This is a genomic window from Priestia sp. SIMBA_032, from assembly GCF_046535215.1.
Taxonomy (GTDB): domain Bacteria; phylum Bacillota; class Bacilli; order Bacillales; family Bacillaceae_H; genus Priestia; species Priestia aryabhattai.
This window is the reverse complement of sequence record NZ_JAWRXD010000002.1, coordinates 314,738-329,351: the sequence shown is the minus strand read 5'-3', so window position 1 is coordinate 329,351 and position 14,614 is coordinate 314,738. Positions and strand designations below refer to the sequence as shown.

Here is a 14,614-nt window from a genome sequence, read left to right as displayed (position 1 = left end):
TTCTCTTCTGTAGTACTAACCATTATGACTATATTCTGAAGAACTCATTCAACTAAAAGCGTATTAATGAGTATATGCCCCAAAGTTCTCTTGATCTACTTCATGATGCAAAGCAGCGTTAAGTCCTCCTGCAACTACATTCGCCATATCTTCAATAAACATATCCACTTCTTTTGGCGTAACCATCAAATTATGGCCTAAAGGTGCAAGCACTTCATGAATAAGACGTCTTTTTTCTTCATCGGGAAGGGTGCCAATCATACCGAGATACGTTTGACGCTGCTCTTCATTAGGTAAATCAGCCTCCGTGAGCTTCTTTTTTTCTCCAAACGTCATACCAGACGGAAGCAGCGACTTAGACGGCTTTCCCTGCTCTTTCATTTCTCGGCCGAAATGTTTTAAGATAAAGTCAATTGTATCGCTTGTAATGGACACAGCATCCACCACCGTTGGAATACCTATTGCAATAACTGGAATGCCAAGTGTTTCATAACTGATTTCTTTGCGCTTGTTTCCAACCCCAGACCCCGGATGAATACCTGAATCTGAGATTTGAATGGTAGCATTTACCCGTTCAATCGAACGAGCGGCCAGCGCATCGATTGCAATAATAAAGTCTGGATTCACTTTCTTTACAACGCCAAAGATAATATCACTTGTCTCAATACCCGTCATTCCCATTACTCCCGGAACAATGGCGCTAACGGGTCTAAAGCCATCTTGCACGCTTTCAGGCTGTAACTCAAACAAATGTCTTGTAATCAACAAATTATCTACTGCCTTTGGTCCAAGCGCGTCTGGTGTAACACTTAAGTTTCCAAGACCCACTACAAGACAGCTAGCATCATCTGGAATGTTGAGGCTTTTAATAAAAAAATTCAGCTCTTTAGCAAATACTTCTTCCATGGCCTCTTGCTTTTCAGTATCCTGCTCGCGAATGCCTACCGATTCAAGGGTTACATACCGGCCTTTTTTCTTACCGATTGCTTCTGCGCCCTCTTCCGTAATTTCTACCATTGAAATTTTGACACCTTGTTCTTCTTTTTCTTTTACAATTACGCCTTTGATTTCTGACTGGTTATTCGGTTTAGGCTGATTTTCTAACGCTATGTCTTTTGCTTCCACAGCTAAATCCGTGCGCACGCTATATTGACTTAAATCAAGTTCTTTTTCCATTTCTTAACCTCCTAGACAATCTTTGTTGAAATTATTGTCACCGAGGACTGGCAGATTCATGCATTTAAGAAATGAAAAGTAGAAGGAAGGGCGCAATATCAGCTACAAGCTTTTAAAGAGAGGTCTGTCATATAAAATTCCTTGTCAAGGCTATTGCATTCTGTCCTTGTGTTTGATAAAATATCTTTTGTTCTTATTGTGAAGAATGTCGAGTTCTATATAATCTCGATTGTTATCATTTCGGGAGGTGAAACGGATGCCAAACATTAAATCAGCTATCAAACGTGTAAAAACTACTGAAGCTCGCCGTGCTCATAACATTCAAGCTAAATCAGCTATGCGTACTGCAATCAAAAACTTTGAAGCTTTAGTTGAAAACAACGATGTAGATAACGCAAAAGCAGCATTTGCTGTTGCTTCTAAAAAATTAGACAAAGCCGCACAATCTGGTCTTATCCACAAAAATGCTGCAGCTCGTCAAAAATCTCGCTTAGCAGTAAAACTTAACGGTTTATCTGCATAATTGAGACAAAAACGATCCCATTAGGATCGTTTTTTTATTGCGCTCTTTTTAATAAAAACAGCTGTAAAATAAGCGCTTTATCCATTTTTCCCGTCTTCATTTCATAATCTGCCTCTGCTAAATCCTTTAAAATTCCTTTAAGCTGCTGTTCCTCAAAACTTCTGCTCTGCTGCAAAGCAATTTTCACACGGAACGGATGAACCTTAATCGTTTGAGCAATTTGCTGCTGACCGTATCCTTGGCTAGACAGCTGCTTCGTATGATAAATCAACCGAAACTGCGTCGCTAACAAGGATAAAATTTTGATAGGCTCTTCGTTATTACGCAGTAAATCCTGATACATATTTAAAGCAGTAGAAACCTTTCGCTGAATAACAGCGTCAATAAGCGTAAATACATTTTGTTCAAGTGTTTTCGCCACAAGCTTAAGCACAACTTCTTTTGTAATGACTCCGCCTTGTCCAACGTATAACACCATTTTTTCAATTTCATTTGTCACAAGCGTTACATTAAGACCCACAAGCTGAATAAGCAGCGTTACAGCTTCTTCATCCATATTCACTCCATCTTTTGAAAGTAAATTATGAATCCACTGCTTCATTTCTTTTTCACCAAATTCGTTCGCTTCGATGTAGGCTGCTTGTTTTTTTAATAATTTTGTTATTTTTTTTCTTTCATCCAGCTTTTCATAAGGGGCTAGAAGAATTAACGTTGAAAAAGACGGGGGCTGTTCGACATATTGCTGAAGTTTTGCCAGGTCATGCTCGACTTTATCTTTTGATTTTTCAGCCGTTAAAAATGCTGCATTTTTCGCGACCACTACACGCTTGTCTCCTAAAAAAGGAAGCGTTTCAGCATCTTCTAGAACTTGATCAATCGATGTCTCTTCTAAATCGTATAGTGACAAGTTAAATTCTTTATCTTCTTCATTCAACGTATAGTCGACGATTTTATCTCTAATCTTTTTACTCATAAATGCATTAACCCCGTGTATTAAATAAACGGGGGCTATATTATTTTTGGTAATACTTTTTAAGCTATCAACTGCCAACGTATATACGCTCCTCTTTTTTTATTCATCTATATTGATTATGTATAGTTATTGATAAACAAAATACAATTTCTATCGTAAAGGTGTTATGAGTTTTTGGCAACAATACAAAAGGAATTGTCTTAAAACGACAATTCCTCAGTTTATGATAAACATCAACAATATAAGCCCTAGGTTACTTATTTGTTAATGATTAAACCCTTATCTCTATTTTCTCCTCATGCTCATAAAGTATAGTTGTTAACTGTTGTCAGTTTGTGAAAACGCTTTTAAATTGTCTAGATTTTTAAAAAAAGTTAGATTATACTGTAAACAGGAGGGGTGTTAATGAACCAATTTGAAGAAAGTGTCCAAAGTAAACGCAACGACGCTGTCGATTCTGCCGTAGGATTTGGTGTTTCATTTGGCTTTTTCACTGCCTTATTTGTTATTGCAACTGTGATTCACTACTTGGGTTCGTAAAATTGCTTCAAGGCTGCTTCTTAGCAGTCTTTTTCAGTTCGTTTTTCTTACTATAGACTATGGAAGTTGCTGCGAAAACGTTCCTGACTTTTTTGTAAATTCATACATTACCCCACCATCTTCATCCGTTCGATAAATATACACTCCGTAGCTTTTCAGAAGCTCTAATATTTCTTGATGAGGATGACCATAACGATTTTTTTGCCCCGCTGAAACAAGGGCTACTTTAGGATTTAAATGTTGAACAAACTCTTCTGAAGTTGAGGTTTTACTGCCATGATGCCCAACTTTTAATACATCTGCTTTAAGGTTGGGAAAGTCTTTTAATATTCTTTGTTCTCCTTCTTTTTCTAAATCTCCGGTGAATAGCCATCTTAAATTTCCTAACTTAGCGTCTATTACAATTGAGCCGTTGTTGCTCGTTTCTTCGAAACCTGTTGGAGAAATAACCTGAAATAATACACCTCCTTCTTGCCAGCTATCTCCTTGTTGAACAATTTGAACAGGCACACTTTGTTTTTGAGCAGCGATCACCAAGCCAGTCTCTACGTCATTTAATTCAGCTTTTTCCCCAAGCACCAGCTCTCCGACAGCCACTTGTGAAAATAAATGCTGTGCCGCTCCTGCGTGATCATAATCGCCGTGTGTGATAATCATTTTATCTACCTTGGTCATTCCTTTTGAATGCAAAAAGGGAACAAGTACGTCTTCTCCCACGTCAAAAGAAGAACGACGTTTTTGCCATGGTTCTTTTGGAAATGAAACGGTTCCTCCGGTATCGATCATATACACACCTTTTCGATAAGGAAGCTCAATGATAAAGCAATCTCCTTGTCCTACATCGACCATTGTGACCGTTCCTTTTGGATTCAAATAAGGATACATGCATTGTGCGGCTAATAATACCGCGAGAAGAAACATATAGCGAACGAAAAACTCTCCTTCTTCGACCGCCACAAATAAAGCATAAATGCATAAGTACATGCCCAAAAACAGCAAAATATGGGGTTTTCCCGTTACAAAATCAGCGGGAATCCACTCAAAAAAGCCAAGCAATTTTTCACAAACAAGTAAAAGAACATGAAGAATTTGCTCCAGCAATTCACTCACTCCCGGCAAGATGATACGAACAAAAAGAATGAGCAAGCAAAGAGGTAATACAACAAGAGAAAACAACGGTACAAAAACCATATTTAATGGCAAACTGAGGAGAGATACTCCATAAAAATAGTACAACAATAAAGGAAGTGAACTGACTTGTGCAATCGCTGAAACAGCCATAAGCTGACTGAAAGAAGAATGAAAACGAGGTAAAATTGTCTGACTCGATAAAATCAATGCGAAACTAACGGCAAAAGAAAGCTGAAATCCTACATCGAATAAATAGTACTGCTTAAAAAGCAGCATGCTCATAAAAGCAAGGCTGATGCTATCAACCAAAAGAATTTTTCTTTGTATTTTTATTGATATAAGCATCAGCATACTCATAAAAACAGCTCGGACAACTGAAGCGCTGCCACCGGCCAAAATCATGTATACAGGAAGAAGCAAAAGTAAAAGCGTAATGGCTCGCTCGCGCGTTATCCCAATCCGAATGAGCAAATAAAAACACATCGCTGTCAGCAGTCCAACATGAAGACCTGATATGGCAAGCAAGTGTATTAAACCAAATTGCTGATAGCGCTTGATACTTTCTTCTTCGATGCCAGTGCGCTCGCCGTAAATTAGTGCCTGCATAAACCCAGCGCCTGGATCCGACATATTTTGTTGAATATAATTAATTCCTTTTTGACGAATAAAGGTAAGGTACGTAAGTGGAGTTAAAGTGGGGAGCTGGCATTTTACCAAATCAAGTCTCTTGACGTTAAGCTGCCAATGAATAGACTGATGGTACAAATATTGCTGATAATTAAATGCATGAAGATTGCGAGCAGGTGAAGGAGAAGTTAATTGCCCCGCTAGTTGACAAACTTGATGAATCGTTAGCTTTTCGAGCTTCTGTTTCTCTTCCAGCGTTTTTAGTTTATAAAAAGCCATGACCTCTTCATTTTGAACCGTAAACTTAAAAGTAAGCTTATCGCCGTCACTATGCGGAACAGATGAAATTTCGCCTGTAAAAGTAGAAGTTTCAGCTAAAAGAACCGTTTTGTTATGCTTATTTGTCTCAGCTAATAGGTAGACGCACAAAACGCTCAACAGTGCAGAAGTAATAATCACTTTCCTCGGACATTGTAGCCATTGAAAAACGAAAAGCACAATTAGCAAAAACAGGCTTACAGCGGAATGATTATCATATACATATAAAGCTAGCATCATGCTAAAAGCACAGTAAATATAATATCCTTTCACTTTTAGCTCCTTTCTTCTTAAAAGAAAGAGGCTTCTTACTGTTACCAAGTAAAAAACCTCTTTTACCTTTAATTTGCCGTAAACAAAGCGAGAGCTTCACGTTGTAAATTCATCACTTCTGCTTCGTCAGCTCCGCTTTTTTCTAAACGAGCGAGAACATCCGTCACAAATTGAAGCTTCTCTTTACTTTTTAAGTCAATGATTGCTTCATCAAGTTCAACTTTTGCTGTTTTCACTCCCGCCTGTTGAAATAACTCAACAGCATACGGATGATTTTTGTAATCATTAGCGTAATATACTGTTTTAATTCCCGCTTGAATAAGGGCTTTACAGCAGTTTAAACAAGGAAAATGCGTGACGTATACTTCCGCATCTTCTGTTTTCACACCAAACTTAGCACACTGCAAGAGTGCATTCACTTCTGCATGGACAGTTCTTACACAGTGTCCATCAATCACATAACAGCCTTCGTCAGCACAATGCACGCCTCCGCTGATCGAGCCGTTGTATCCTCCAGCTATAATACGTTTATCACGCACCACTGTAGCTCCAACAGCCAGACGTTCACAAGTGCTTCTTAAAGCTAGCAAATGGCTTTGTGCCATAAAATATTGATCCCATGAAATCCGGTTCATCTCATTCCCTACCTTTTTATTTAAAACTGAATAATTATAATTATACTTTTCTCTTTCATAGTGTAGCGTTTTTTTTCCTTTTTCGTCAATAAGTCTCTACTGTACCGTAATTTGAGCTTTGATTTTTTCTAGCGACTTGTCGCCAATACCTGACACTTGCCCCAAATCCTCTACTGTTTGAAACAAGCCATTTTCCTCTCGATATGAAACGATGGCACTCGCTTTTGAAGGTCCAATGCCATTTAACGTTTGCAGTTCATCAGTGTTCGCTGTATTGATATTAACAAGGGGCTGATCATTTGAAGTTCCTGAGGAAAAGATTGAAGAAACTGGAGATGAAGGGGGGATTTCTTCTCCAGCAGCTGGAATATAAACAGCCATTTCATCTTGTAGCTTGCTAGCTAAATTGAGCTGTCTTAAGTCCGCTTCTTTCGTAGCACCTCCGGCTTGTGCTAGAGCATCTTTTACCCTCGCATCTTTCGGAAGCTGGTATACACCAGGCTTCTGAACAGCTCCTTTAATATCCACCATCACAAACGGGGAATCTTGGCTTGAAATTACTTGATCAGACGACTCTCCTTCTTTTTTTGTAGCAGAAGATTCTGCCTTTATTATATCTGAGGTTTGAAGAGAACTTTCCGGTTTCTCTCCGCCTGTGCGATAGATATAAAAAGCCAACCCAACTGCTAAGCAAATACATCCAATTAGCCATTGTTTTTTTGAAAAAGTCAAATTGTACACTCCTTTGAATTTTGAGGTAACGTCATAAATTCCATTACGTCTTCATAGTGTTTAGAAGAAAAGGCTTTTGAAGGAGGGAATGAATCAGTGAACATAGGGTTTATCGGAACAGGAAACATGGGGAAAATATTAATTGATGCGTTTATTGAATCAAAAGCCGTACGTCCTTCTAAAATTACTATTATGAATCGTACAAAAAAAAGAGCCAAAGAGATTCAACAGCAGCATAAAAAAATTCATGTTGCTGATACAGCTGAAGAAGTTGTTCACGCATCCAAAGTCATCTTTATTTGTGTTAAGCCATTGGATATTCACCCCCTTTTAATAAAATTAGAACCACTGCTGACGAAAGATCACTGCATTGTATCCATTACCAGTCCAATTAGCGTAGAACAAATCGAACGCCTCATTCCGAGTCAAGCAGCTAGAATTATCCCTAGCATTACGAATCGGGCATTAGCAGGTGTTTCTCTTTTCACGTTTGGAGAAAGATGTACGCCTTTTTACCAAAATTATTTACATGAACTATTTTCATCTATGTCAAAGCCTGTGGCCATTGATCAAACGATTACGCGCGTATCATCCGATATCGTAAGCTGCGGTCCTGCATTCTTCAGCTTTTTGCTTCAGCGCTTTATTGATGCAGCAGTTCAAGAAACAAATATTTCTGCAGAAGAAGCTACCGTCATGGCCAGCGATATGATTATTGGAATGGGAAAACTGTTGGAAAAAGAAATATTTACGCTTCCTACCTTGCAGGATAAAGTATGCGTAAAAGGCGGTGTAACTGGAGAAGGTATTAAAGTTTTAGAAGCTGAACTCGGAGAGATGTTTGTGCACGTATTTCAAAAAACACATGAAAAATTTGACGAAGACATTGAGCTTGTTCACAATCAGTTTGATAGTCTTATTCCATAATTTCTGTAGAAATCCTGCTTTGAAACAAAAAAAGAAGCCTCTACTCGGCTTCTTTTTTTTGCGCAGAGAAAAAGATGCGCTCACTGTTTGAAGTAGGCTTACTCATTTTGAAATCTGCACTTATTTCTATATTTATAAAACCAGCTTCGCTCAGCCATGAGTGATAATGGTCAATCGACCAAGTGCGCTGAGCATGCACTTCATCAAAGCGATGATATGCATCGATTTCTTCATCATAAGCAAAAAACGTAATATCATGCTCTACGCGCATGTCTGTATCGTCATAGGTGCAGTTCCAAATATATGACACGTCTTCATCTACGTAAGAAAAAGATTGATTTCCAAATACGTCTTTCATCTTGTGCACTGAATGAACATCAAATATAAAGAGCCCACCTGGTTTTAAGTGCTTATATACACGTTGAATGGTTTCTTGAACTTCTTTATCACTTTGCAAATAGTTCAAAGAATCACAAAAGATTACTACACAGTCGAACTCTTTCAATAACTCAAGTTCCGCCATGTTTTGCTGAAAAAGAGATAGCGTTACCCCTGCTTCTACCGCCTTTTCCTGGGCTACCATAAGCATATCATCAGACAAATCAACGCCTACTACGGAGAAACCTTCTTGTGCAAATCGAACGGAGAGTTCTCCCGTGCCGCAGGCAAGGTCTAATATACTGTCAGGCTTTGTTTTCGCTTTTGCCACCTGCTGATTAAAAAATTCAGCCCAATCGTCATACGGAACATCTGCCATTAGCTGATCATATACGTAGGCAAATTCTCCGTACCTGCTCATAGCTGTAGCTCTTCTGAACTTACAAATGGTGCATCTCCCCATAAGCGTTCTAAGTTATAATATCCGCGCTCATCTTTATGGAAAATGTGAACCACAACATCTCCAAGATCAACAAGAACCCACTTAGCCTGCTCAAATCCTTCTAAACGCTTCACAGAAATGCCTTGTTCGTGTGCTTTTTCTTTAATTTCACGAGCGATTGCCTGCACTTGTTTATCTGAGTTACCGTGACAAATAACAAAATAATCTGCCACAAGTGAGATTCCTTCCATATTTAACGCTACGATATCGATTGCTTTTTTATCGTCTGCTGCTTCTACAACAAGAGATAGCAATTCACGTTCAGTCATGTGTTTGACCTCCTAAGATTAAATCATTATATGTCATCATCGTATCGGGGTAAACGGCCTGATGTTTAGTCATTAAAAAAGAAATGGTGTTTTTCAGTGATTGAATAAGTGCTGCATTTAAGTCCATTTTAGCTAACTCCCGCACTTCATCAACACCTGGAAATCTCCTTCCAGGTTCAATGTAATCAGCAACGTACACAATTTTTTCAAGTAACGTCATGCCAGGTCTTCCGGATGTATGGTAAGCAATTGCATCCAATACTTCCTTATCCGTAATCCCTACTTCATTTCTCACTAAAAACGCGCCTACTGGAGCATGCCATAATTCGGTATTGTATTCCAATAAAGAAGGGCTCATGTTTTGATCAATAATAATTTGCTTCATCTCTTCCTTTGGACGAAACTTGGCGTAGTCATGAAAAATAGCAGCCAATTCTGCTTTTTTTTCGTCTGCTCCAAAACGCTTAGCTAATTCAATTGCTGTTTCCATTACCCCGACAGTATGAATATAACGGCGTTCTGTTAACTGTTTCTTTACGATTTCTAATGCCTCAGTTCGATTCATATAATTGATTCTCCTCGATATATTGTTTAACACCAGCAGGTATAAAATAACGAATGGTTTCTTTCTTTACTACTCGTTCGCGAATAAAGGAAGAGGAGACATCAAACTGCGGAACTTCTACTTCTTTTATCGGGTAAGGGGACGTAATGGTATACCCCGGGCGCTTTACACCTACAAATGTAACCAAATTGACTAATTCATCAATTTCATACCACTTCGGCAAATATTCTACCATATCAGCACCAACGATGAAATGAAACTGATACGTTGGATATTTCTCTGTTAGTATTCTCATCGTATCATATGTATATGAAGGCTCTTTGCGTTCAAATTCAATCGGCTGCAGGGTAAATTGATCATGTTCTTCAATAGCTAGCTTTAGCATTTGTAAACGATGATATGGCTCAATAGGCTCTTTGATTGTTTTATGAGGTGGAATATACGACGGCATGAACCATATCTCATCTAATTTCAAGGCATGCAAAACCTCATTTGCCATCATTAAATGCCCCAAATGAGGCGGATTGAATGTTCCACCTAAAATTCCAATACTCTTCAACAATCCCCGACTCCTTTAATTTACTTCATTTTTAAATAGAGCGGGTTTCCCCGCTCTATTTCATTTCACTTTTGGAAGCATTAACTGCTTATTTTCGCGTGATTCTTTATATAATACAATTGTATTTCCAATCACTTGTACAAGCTCTGCTTTTGTTCCTTTTGTTAATCGAGCAGCAACCGTGTCACGATCTTCGTCACAGTTTTGCAGAATGCTTACTTTTAATAATTCTCTTGCTTCTAATGCATCAGCAATTTGACCAATCATATTTTCATTGACTCCACCTTTTCCTACTTGGAAAATTGGATTTAAATGATGTGCTTTTGAACGTAAAAAACGTTTTTGTTTACCTGTTAACATAAAAACCTCCGTTGTATCTTATCTCTTAGTTAGTGTTGAAAGAACAATGTGTTCCATTGCCTCTTCGTCAGGACGGACGTTCGTCCACTTTTCAAATGCAAGTGCACCTTGCAGTACAAACATACCGACACCGTTATGAGTGCCTGCCCCTTTTGCTTCAGCCTCTTTCAAAAGCTTTGTTTTTAAAGGGTTGTAAATAATATCGCTGACTACCGCTGCTTTTTGCAATAAAGTAAGTGCTAAAGGCAGCTCATCAACGTTAGGATACATCCCCACCGAAGTGGTATTAATAATAATATCGAATGTATCTAGTTGTTTTTCCGCATCAGAAATAGACATCGCCGCCGTTTTCGTCGAAAAAGGCAGCTCGTTAGCTAGTACAGCTGCTTTTTCGACGGTACGATTGCATATCGCAATTACATCGGGAGCGTGCTGAGCTGCAATTGTATAAAAAATAGCTTTTGCAGCTCCTCCAGCTCCAATAATTAAAATTCTTTTTTTGGATAAGCCGCCTTTTACTGCTTTGAGTAAAGAAGTCACATATCCCTCTCCGTCGGTATTGTATCCAATATAACGGCCATCTTGATTAACAACTGTATTTACAGCGCCAATTGCCTTTGCTAATGGATCGACTTCATCCAAATGATTTATAATATCAACTTTATACGGAATCGTGACATTAAATCCTTGAATGTTTTTATCTTTTAGCTCTCCAATAGCTGAATCAAAATGAACAGGTTCAATCGGAAAAGCCTCATAGTGCGCATCCATGTTCAGACGTTTAAAGGCATCATTTTGCATCAATGGCGATAGTGAATGCCCAAGCGGATAACCAACTAGCCCATATAATGTACTCAAGATTTTTTCCCCTTTTTGTTTAAATTAAAGAATCGCGCACAAATACGCCGACTCCTTTTGGTGCATGCGCCACAACTTTTGAACCTGGCTCATTAACCGTCACCCAGCCAAGCCCTGAAAAAACAATATCCGTTTTTTCATTTTTTATTGTAAATTCATGTGCAACAAGTTCAGGAAACTCACTCATTTGCTCTGGGCGCGGCGGCTGAAGCAGTTCACCTGCTTGCTTTTCATACAACTCATCTGCTTTTTCAAGCTTTGTACGATGGATATGCAAATCATTCGATACGTAACATGTTAATGACTTGCGGCCTCCCTGTACATAATCTAAGCGCGCCAGTCCTCCAAAGTATAACGTTTGCCCTTCGTTTAGCTGATAAACCTTCGGCTTTATTTCTTTTTTAGGAGAAATTAACTTTAAGTCTCGTTTATCTACATAGTGAGCCATTTGATGGTGATTAATAATGCCAGGCGTATCATATAAAGACGCGCCGTTATCAAGCGGAATATCAATCATATCCAGCGTTGTTCCCGGATATTGAGATGTAGTAATAATATCTTTTTCTCCCGTTACTTCTTTAATAATGGCATTAATAAATGTCGATTTACCAACGTTTGTACATCCAACAACATATACATCTTTACCTTCGCGATAATGTTCAATAGTTTCGGCAATTTCTCGAATTCCTTGTCCTTTTTGCGCGCTCATGAGGAACACATCCACTGATTTTAGCCCAAGCTCTTTCGCTTCTCGCTTCATCCAATGAATGAGTTTATTTTTCTTTATAGACTTTGGCAGTAAATCTGCTTTATTTCCCACTAAAAGAACCTTGTTATTTCCAACAAATCGATGCAAACCAGGTAACCAGCTGCCGTTAAAGTCAAATATATCTACAACTTTTACAACCAAACCGTCCGTTTGACCAATCCCATTTAAGATTTTTAAAAAATCATCGTCGGTTAAGGAAACATCTTGTACTTCATTATAATGCTTCAAGCGAAAGCATCGCTGGCAAATAATAGCTTCTTTTTCTAATGCTGATTTTGGAGTGTAGCCAAGTTCATTCGGTCGTTCTGTTTGAATCTCCACTCCGCATCCTACGCACTGTATTTTTTCTTCACTCACGTTTTAATCCTCCCAGTTAATCATACCTTTTCGTTTCATCCAACCTAGAATTCTTCGTTCCATTTTACGGTTAAATTTCGTTACAAATCCATCTGTTTGCGCAACTGGTACAACCAAAACCGTATATACGCCTAGGCGATTTCCTCCTAATACATCCGTTAAAAGCTGGTCGCCAATGACCACAACCTCATCTTTTTGCAGCTCCATATCACGAAGAGCTCTTCTAAATGCTTTACGCATCGGTTTGCGTGCTTTATATACAAATGGAAGTCCAACTGGATCTGAAAACAGCTTGACTCGTTTCTCCACATTATTCGATACAATCGTGATTTTAATTCCACTATCTTTCATTAACTGAAACCACTCAATTAATTCCGGAGTGGCATCAGGGCGATCCCATTCCACCAACGTGTTATCTAAGTCGGTAATAATTCCTTTTATGCCGCGCTCTTTCAAATCGTCTGGCTTAATTTGAAACACGTTTTTCACATGTTCATTTGGTAAAAAAAGTTTCAACACGTATCATGCACCTCGAATATATAGTTACATACTAAAATTAACGCCGTCTATCATTATAACGACTTCTTGTTATTTTCCAACCTAAAATTTTATTCTCTTCAAAAACAGGTCTTTTCTTAGTATAAAGGATATGCCTTGTGAATGCTTTAACTTTATACAGAAAGTTATTGACAAAAGGTAGTAAACCTCTATTTGTTCGTGGGCTTACAATACATTCACTCTTTGCAAACTTAAAATAAAAAATAGTGCAGAAAACGTTTATTACTTATCAAATAGGGTAAGTGGTAAACAAATTCTGTTAAAAGTTTTCGACAAAAAATGATAAGCCCAACTATGTGGATAAGTTTATACACATTATCCTCTGTTATAGTTCAGCAATTAATGGTAATTATAAACAACATACCCACATTTTATCCACCGAAAGCTGTGGATAACAGAACGATTGTTCCTTTATTTGATTCGTGTTAGATTATAAATAAGGAATTTATTAGCATTTAAATATAACTTTTTAGGATATTTATTTTAGTAGGAGGTGGCGGCAATCTTATGAGAAAATTATCAGATGAGCTGCTTATTGAATCATACAGCAAAGCAACCGAACTGCAATTAAGCCCTGATTTTATAAAATTAATTGAAGAGGAAATTGAAAGAAGATCATTAAAGATTAGCATACAAATTCCTTCTTAACGAATAAAAGAGCCTTCTTAATAAAAGAAAGCTGCATCTTCATTTATCATCTATCTACTCTTTTATTATACAGGCTCTATTTTTTCAAATGAGCAATTGGTTCTCCATACTTTACATAAGAACCTGAGTGAACGTTAGAATCAAAAGTGATTGAGTTCTTCTCAAATAATAAAATGACAGTCGAACCAAACGTGAAGTAAGCCATTTCTTCCCCTTTTTCGACTACTTCTTTTTTAGAAACCGCTTCAATGCTGTTGATAAACATGGCTCCTACTTTTACCATCAGCATGTGACCATTTTCAAATGTTAACTCCGTGAGCTTCCGGAAATTTTTCACCAGCGGTTCTTTCCCGTACTTGATTCCTAATGAATTTACTGGATAAGACTTTTGTCCAACGGTCCACGTATTCCCTATTTGGGCTTTAAGCGGACTGTGAATGCGATGATAGTCTTTCGGACTAAGATAGAGGATAATAAACTGTCCTTCTATATATTTTTCAAGAATGAGATCATTTGAAACCATTTCCTGTATAGAATAAGGTTTGTTTTTTACAATCATTTCTTTTTGAGGCGTAATGACTCCATATGCTTCTATCTTTGCATCTACAGGACTGACAACGCTATCTTTCTGCTGATCGACCGGACGGGCAGAAGGATTTAAACGGCGAATAAATAGCTCGTGTAAGTTTTGATAATGATGCAGAGGCTTGTCCATTTCTTCTTTATTTACTTTAAAAACTTTTGTATAGGAGGGTATAACAAACCGACTCCATTTAGAGAAAGTGAATTTTCGAATGAGCTTCGATGATCCTTTGTGATTCGTAAGCTCAATAAACGTTCGATACAGGTGCTGCAACAATAATTTTACCTCCACATACTTAATAGTTCTTTACTAGAATAAGGTTTGCGTCTACAATGAAATTACCATTATTTTTA

At 38.0% G+C, this 14,614-nt stretch carries 18 protein-coding genes; 4 read left to right on the top strand and 14 right to left on the bottom strand.

The features are described from left to right. Positions 1-63: 63 nt before the first annotated feature. Positions 64-1,176 (bottom strand): GPR endopeptidase, encoded by a 1,113-nt coding sequence (gene gpr / locus SB717_RS07595; RefSeq protein ID WP_410903532.1) that lies wholly within the window; start codon positions 1,174-1,176, stop codon positions 64-66. Between the two features lie 256 nt (positions 1,177-1,432). On the opposite strand from gpr, the gene rpsT reads away from it, so the two are divergent. Continuing rightward, on the top strand, positions 1,433-1,699 hold the full coding sequence (gene rpsT, locus SB717_RS07590) for a 30S ribosomal protein S20 (protein ID WP_013085065.1): 267 nt from the start codon (positions 1,433-1,435) through the stop codon (positions 1,697-1,699). Positions 1,700-1,733: 34 nt separating this feature from the next. On the opposite strand, the gene holA is transcribed toward rpsT, so the two are convergent. Further along, complete coding sequence (gene holA / locus SB717_RS07585) at positions 1,734-2,750, bottom strand: DNA polymerase III subunit delta (protein ID WP_045292088.1); 1,017 nt, start codon at positions 2,748-2,750, stop codon at positions 1,734-1,736. A gap of 327 nt (positions 2,751-3,077) precedes the next feature. Between holA and SB717_RS07580 the strand changes: the two genes are divergently transcribed. Next, positions 3,078-3,212: a YqzM family protein gene (locus tag SB717_RS07580; protein WP_013059251.1), complete on the top strand. Its 135-nt coding sequence runs from the start codon at positions 3,078-3,080 to the stop codon at positions 3,210-3,212. A 57-nt stretch (positions 3,213-3,269) separates the two neighbouring features. Here SB717_RS07580 and SB717_RS07575 read toward each other — a convergent pair whose 3' ends face one another. The 3 genes from SB717_RS07575 to SB717_RS07565 all read right to left on the bottom strand — a co-directional run bounded on the left by SB717_RS07575 (position 3,270) and on the right by SB717_RS07565 (position 6,937). Next, the gene (locus tag SB717_RS07575) at positions 3,270-5,561 is read right to left on the bottom strand and encodes a DNA internalization-related competence protein ComEC/Rec2 (RefSeq protein WP_410903531.1); all 2,292 of its coding nucleotides are present in this window, start codon (positions 5,559-5,561) and stop codon (positions 3,270-3,272) included. A 68-nt stretch (positions 5,562-5,629) separates the two neighbouring features. Beyond that, entirely contained in the window at positions 5,630-6,196 is a 567-nt protein-coding gene (locus SB717_RS07570; protein ID WP_025750557.1) for a ComE operon protein 2, read from the bottom strand. Between the two features lie 96 nt (positions 6,197-6,292). Then, a complete protein-coding gene (locus SB717_RS07565) occupies positions 6,293-6,937 on the bottom strand; it encodes a helix-hairpin-helix domain-containing protein (RefSeq protein WP_410903530.1) in 645 nt (214 codons plus the stop codon). An 87-nt stretch (positions 6,938-7,024) separates the two neighbouring features. Here SB717_RS07565 and comER point away from each other — a divergent pair, with 87 nt between their 5' ends. Beyond that, positions 7,025-7,855 (top strand): late competence protein ComER, encoded by an 831-nt coding sequence (gene comER, locus SB717_RS07560; RefSeq protein WP_074677561.1) that lies wholly within the window; start codon positions 7,025-7,027, stop codon positions 7,853-7,855. A gap of 40 nt (positions 7,856-7,895) precedes the next feature. Here the strand turns inward: comER and SB717_RS07555 are convergent, their stop codons facing one another. Genes SB717_RS07555 through SB717_RS07520 form a run of 8 tightly spaced genes read right to left on the bottom strand, consistent with a single transcriptional unit; the run spans position 7,896 to position 12,988 of the window. Further along, on the bottom strand, positions 7,896-8,654 hold the full coding sequence (locus SB717_RS07555; RefSeq protein WP_098622825.1) for a class I SAM-dependent DNA methyltransferase: 759 nt from the start codon (positions 8,652-8,654) through the stop codon (positions 7,896-7,898). Next, entirely contained in the window at positions 8,651-9,004 is a 354-nt protein-coding gene (gene rsfS / locus SB717_RS07550; RefSeq protein ID WP_013085071.1) for a ribosome silencing factor, read from the bottom strand. Before rsfS ends, SB717_RS07555 begins: the two co-directional genes overlap by 4 nt. Next, positions 8,997-9,569, bottom strand: coding sequence for a bis(5'-nucleosyl)-tetraphosphatase (symmetrical) YqeK (gene yqeK / locus SB717_RS07545; RefSeq protein WP_144645890.1), 573 nt, complete (start codon positions 9,567-9,569; stop codon positions 8,997-8,999). Before yqeK ends, rsfS begins: the two co-directional genes overlap by 8 nt. After that, entirely contained in the window at positions 9,556-10,128 is a 573-nt protein-coding gene (locus SB717_RS07540; RefSeq protein WP_013059259.1) for a nicotinate-nucleotide adenylyltransferase, read from the bottom strand. The genes yqeK and SB717_RS07540 overlap by 14 nt, the downstream gene beginning before the upstream one ends. Before the next feature lie 60 nt (positions 10,129-10,188). Next, on the bottom strand, positions 10,189-10,488 hold the full coding sequence (yhbY, locus tag SB717_RS07535) for a ribosome assembly RNA-binding protein YhbY (protein ID WP_013059260.1): 300 nt from the start codon (positions 10,486-10,488) through the stop codon (positions 10,189-10,191). An 18-nt stretch (positions 10,489-10,506) separates the two neighbouring features. After that, complete coding sequence (gene aroE, locus SB717_RS07530; protein ID WP_410903529.1) at positions 10,507-11,346, bottom strand: shikimate dehydrogenase; 840 nt, start codon at positions 11,344-11,346, stop codon at positions 10,507-10,509. 19 nt (positions 11,347-11,365) lie between these two features. Then, positions 11,366-12,472, bottom strand: a complete 1,107-nt coding sequence (gene yqeH / locus SB717_RS07525; protein ID WP_410903528.1) for a ribosome biogenesis GTPase YqeH — start codon at positions 12,470-12,472, stop codon at positions 11,366-11,368. Positions 12,473-12,475: 3 nt separating this feature from the next. Then, entirely contained in the window at positions 12,476-12,988 is a 513-nt protein-coding gene (locus SB717_RS07520; RefSeq protein ID WP_013059263.1) for a YqeG family HAD IIIA-type phosphatase, read from the bottom strand. Between the two features lie 549 nt (positions 12,989-13,537). On the opposite strand from SB717_RS07520, the gene SB717_RS07515 reads away from it, so the two are divergent. Further along, positions 13,538-13,678, top strand: coding sequence for a sporulation histidine kinase inhibitor Sda (locus tag SB717_RS07515; RefSeq protein WP_013059264.1), 141 nt, complete (start codon positions 13,538-13,540; stop codon positions 13,676-13,678). A gap of 76 nt (positions 13,679-13,754) precedes the next feature. Here SB717_RS07515 and SB717_RS07510 read toward each other — a convergent pair whose 3' ends face one another. Then, positions 13,755-14,537: a phosphatidylserine decarboxylase gene (locus tag SB717_RS07510; RefSeq protein ID WP_074677571.1), complete on the bottom strand. Its 783-nt coding sequence runs from the start codon at positions 14,535-14,537 to the stop codon at positions 13,755-13,757. Positions 14,538-14,614: the final 77 nt, after the last annotated feature.

Excerpts from the sequence above, each read along its gene's own strand:
- gpr (WP_410903532.1), bottom strand. The coding sequence starts at position 1,176 with ATGGAAAAAGAACTTGATTTAAGTCAATATAGCGTGCGCACGGATTTA.
- rpsT (WP_013085065.1), top strand. The coding sequence starts at position 1,433 with ATGCCAAACATTAAATCAGCTATCAAACGTGTAAAAACTACTGAAGCT.
- SB717_RS07580 (WP_013059251.1), top strand. The coding sequence starts at position 3,078 with ATGAACCAATTTGAAGAAAGTGTCCAAAGTAAACGCAACGACGCTGTC.
- SB717_RS07570 (WP_025750557.1), bottom strand. The coding sequence starts at position 6,196 with ATGAACCGGATTTCATGGGATCAATATTTTATGGCACAAAGCCATTTG.
- SB717_RS07555 (WP_098622825.1), bottom strand. The coding sequence starts at position 8,654 with ATGAGCAGGTACGGAGAATTTGCCTACGTATATGATCAGCTAATGGCA.
- rsfS (WP_013085071.1), bottom strand. The coding sequence starts at position 9,004 with ATGACTGAACGTGAATTGCTATCTCTTGTTGTAGAAGCAGCAGACGAT.
- yqeK (WP_144645890.1), bottom strand. The coding sequence starts at position 9,569 with ATGAATCGAACTGAGGCATTAGAAATCGTAAAGAAACAGTTAACAGAA.
- yhbY (WP_013059260.1), bottom strand. The coding sequence starts at position 10,488 with ATGTTAACAGGTAAACAAAAACGTTTTTTACGTTCAAAAGCACATCAT.
- SB717_RS07515 (WP_013059264.1), top strand. The coding sequence starts at position 13,538 with ATGAGAAAATTATCAGATGAGCTGCTTATTGAATCATACAGCAAAGCA.